Origin of the sequence: uncultured Fibrobacter sp. (assembly GCF_937877005.1) — a bacterium.
Classification (GTDB): Bacteria; Fibrobacterota; Fibrobacteria; order Fibrobacterales; family Fibrobacteraceae; genus Fibrobacter.
The window spans coordinates 1-2491 of the sequence record NZ_CALEFV010000261.1; the positions used below are offsets into that span (position 1 = coordinate 1).

The 2491-nt window shown below is 53.0% G+C and carries 3 protein-coding genes; all 3 read right to left on the reverse strand.

Features of this window, described 5'->3' with window-relative positions; translation table 11 throughout:
- The coding region (gene lepB, locus Q0628_RS11655) for a signal peptidase I (protein WP_298771204.1) at nucleotides 1–1277 on the reverse strand (1277 nt) is incomplete at its 3' end.
- 52 nt (nucleotides 1278–1329) lie between these two features.
- A complete protein-coding gene (locus Q0628_RS11660; protein WP_298771206.1) occupies nucleotides 1330–2097 on the reverse strand; it encodes a LytTR family DNA-binding domain-containing protein in 768 nt (255 codons plus the stop codon).
- Between the two features lies 1 nt (nucleotide 2098).
- The coding region (locus Q0628_RS11665; protein ID WP_298771208.1) for a copper resistance protein NlpE N-terminal domain-containing protein at nucleotides 2099–2491 on the reverse strand (393 nt) is incomplete at its 5' end.

Here is a 2491-nt window from a genome sequence, read left to right on the forward strand (position 1 = left end):
AACGCCTTGGCGCGAATATTCCTGAGCGACACAAAGCCCCAGTAGCGGCTATCGGCAGAATTGTCGCGATTGTCGCCCATCATAAAGAACTGCGGTGTCTTGACCACATAGGTTTCGATCGGACGGCCTCCCAGAAGCAACCTGCGGCGAATTTCAAACTTAGACAATGCCTGCGCATCGAGCGTATCGCCCGCCATGCCTTCGACCGTAGAGCCGCCATCTTGCGGGGCGTCGACTTCAATTGTCTCCCCCGTGCCGGTGCTATCTTCTTCGGCCTTGTTCAGAAGCGCCACGTTGCCTTCCAGGTCGCGCAGGAGCGAGCCTTCGAACGCCATGTAGCTAACCGGGCGCATCAGCCCTCCGCGAAGGTTCGGGTCTATCATCGGCAAGTAGCCAATGCGGGCAAGTTCCCTAAAGTAGGCAAACGACATCACGCCCGAAACCGTGTCTCCCTGAGTCAGACGCTGCTGAATCACGGTGCGGCTACGGCGGAACAATTCGTTGAGGGCTAAGCCGCGATCGTTCTCGACAGGCACCTTGAAGTCTTCGAAATCGTAGTTGTTGACCTCGACGGAATCCTTCCACAGAGAAATTTCAAGTTCCACCGGTTCATCCGGATTTTCCTGAGCCACGAGCGAACGCAGCCACCACAGCTTTTCTAGCGGAAGGCTTGCCACGTCGAAGGTGTCCCCGACCGAAGGCACCACGAAGGATTCGAGTTCATCCCGCGGAGAATAGGTACGCGCAGCGGCTGTATACTTGCCACGACCCGGCAAGGGGTCTTGTAGTTTCCCATTCACATAGAGACGCCCCTTATGAACGGCCACCGTATCACCGCTCACCGCCACGCAACGTTTAATGTAGTCCTTTGGGCCATCTGCGTAATGAATCAAGTGCGGCTGTCCATCGAGCGGCTGGTGGTCCCAGTAGAGGTTGCCAAACATGAGCGCATTGAACAAGTGCGTGTAGCGTTCTGGATTGCCATCGGGGTATTCAGGCTCACCCGGATAGCGGAAAATCACCACGTCACCCTTCGCAGGGTATGTATAACCGGGAAACTTCTGGTTGCTAAACGGAATCGGAGAACCATAGGTGAACTTGAGACCCAGCAGAAAGTCGCCCGTATGCAGCGTATCTTCCATCGACCCGCTCGGAATCTGGAACGCCTGAATCACATACTGGATCACAATCAGCGCGAGCGCCACCGGGACAATGATTTCCCGAAGGAGCCCTTTCACAAACTTTTTCCACGAAAACGGCTGTTTATCTTTTTCCATAAAATTCAACGTTAAAGAATGACAAGTGCAATTTAGAAAAACGCGAATGACTCTACAGTGTTCTAATCTTCTTGACCAAGGAGCGGCTCACCACCAGCTGGGTTGCTGCCTTGTCGCGGAGCACCATCACCATGCGGCCCGCATCACCCTTGCGGCATTCGGCAATGTAGTCGATCGCCACGATATGGGAACGGTGGACTCGGGTAAAATGTTTCGGGTCCAGTTTCTTTTCCAGTTCCACCAGCGGGGTATCAATCACGTACTGACCGTTCACGGTGTAAACTGTCGTGTACTTTTCTTCGCTATGGAAACGGATTACCTCGTCAATATTCACAAATACAATGCGGTCGCCCACTTTCACCTGCAAGCGCTGCAGGTAGAGTCCGCTCATGTCCACCAGGTTACGCAGCTTTTCCCAGTTCAAGTCGGACGGGATTGCCGTGTCGTCCACTTGCGGAATCATCTTGCGGAGTTTTTCAATCGCAGAGGTCAAACGTTCCGGAGCCACCGGCTTCAAAAGGTAATCCACCGTATTTTCTTCGAACGCCTTGAGCGCGAAATTGTCAAACGCCGTCGTGAATATCACGAGCGGGACATCGTCCCCTTGCAAAGAATGCAACACTTCAAACGCATCCATGTCAGGCATCTGGATATCCAAAAACACCACGTCAGGCATCATCTCGTGAATCATCTTGACGGCCTGCGCACCGGAGCCCGCCTCCCCCAAGATTTCAATCTCGGAGGCATAAGGTTCCAAAAGCGAAATCATGCGCTTGCGGGCAAGCGGTTCGTCGTCAATGATTAGTGCAGTACACTGCATATTACTCCTTAGGCTGTTCTTCCTTCTTGACTGAATCGGCAGCGGCAGAATCTGTTTTCTTCGTAAGCGTCTTCGGCGCTACCTTGAAAATGCGAATCAGCTCGGCCTTCATTCCGTCTTCATCTTCATAAACCGTGCCTGCGGCCGTCATATATTGCAAATTGCCGAACTTGGCACGCTTAAAGTTCCAATGGCCTTTATCGCCAGCGAGCGTCACCTTGATTGTACTGTCGGTAATTGAATAAGTTCCCTTCAGGGAATCCGTTTCCATCGTGTCCTTCAAAACCAGCTGGATTGCTTCGACAGAGCTATCCTCACCAAGAGTCATACGCACCATACGGCTGGTGCAATCGTCACACGGCAAGCGGCCAGAATAAAGTCCCGGTACATCCTT